Raw genomic sequence first — 823 nt, 5'->3', positions numbered from 1 at the left:
CGGAACGGGCACCCACAACCGAATACACACCACGGAAACACCGTGACCACCAGCTTCCCACCCCCACCACCCGGGGGACGGGACACAGGGTTACGGCGGCCATAGCGTGGGGGAAACGCCCGGACCCATCCCGAACCCGGAAGCTAAGACCCACAGCGCCGATGGTACTGCACCCGCCAGGGTGTGGGAGAGTAGGACACCGCCGGACAACCATTCCAGGACCCCCGACCACACGGCCGGGGGTCCTGACGCTTAAACAGGGAAGGGCGAAACGGCAGCCCGTAGACTTGAAGCCGAACCGAGCCAGACCGCTGTCTGGTGCCAAACGCATAGTGACGGGAGGCGACCTCCAGGTCGCCGATCAAAGGAATTCAGGAAGAGGGGCCATCATGGCAGAGCAGAACGGACGCGGGACCGGGGGCCGGGGGTTCAACGGACCCCGGGGCGGGGATCGTCGAAGCTCGGGTGGTCCCTTCCGCGGCACCAGCAACTCCGGCGGCCGCCCCCGTGGGTTCCGGGACCGCAATCGAGACGACCAGCAGGGCGGTGAGCGTCGCTCATATGGTGATCGTCCTCAGCGTGATGACCGCGGGCCCCGTCGGTTCGACGACCGTGGTGAGCGCCGTCCCTTTGATCGTGATGACCGTGGTGAGCGTCGCCCGTACGGTGATCGTCCTCAGCGGGACGACCGGGGCCCCCGCGGGTTCCAGCGCGATGACCGTGGTGAGCGTCGCCCGTACGGCGACCGTCCGCAGCGTGATGACCGTGGTGAGCGGCGTCCGTACGGTGATCGTCCGCAGCGGGATGACCGTGGCCCCCGCGG

At 68.0% G+C, this 823-nt stretch carries 1 protein-coding gene and 1 rRNA gene; one reads left to right on the top strand and one right to left on the bottom strand.

Features of this window, described 5'->3' with window-relative positions:
• Nucleotides 1-91: 91 nt before the first annotated feature.
• A 5S ribosomal RNA gene (gene rrf, locus IE231_RS18115) occupies nt 92-208 on the top strand.
• A 349-nt stretch (nt 209-557) separates the two neighbouring features.
• Here the strand turns inward: rrf and IE231_RS18485 are convergent.
• The coding region (locus IE231_RS18485) for a hypothetical protein (protein ID WP_189695390.1) at nt 558-823 on the bottom strand (266 nt) is incomplete at its 5' end.

The organism is Sinomonas cellulolyticus (assembly GCF_014656475.1).
In the GTDB taxonomy this organism is placed as follows: domain Bacteria; phylum Actinomycetota; class Actinomycetes; order Actinomycetales; family Micrococcaceae; genus Sinomonas; species Sinomonas cellulolyticus.
Note: the sequence above shows the minus strand (reverse complement) of the source record. Positions and strands in the feature narration are given on the sequence as shown.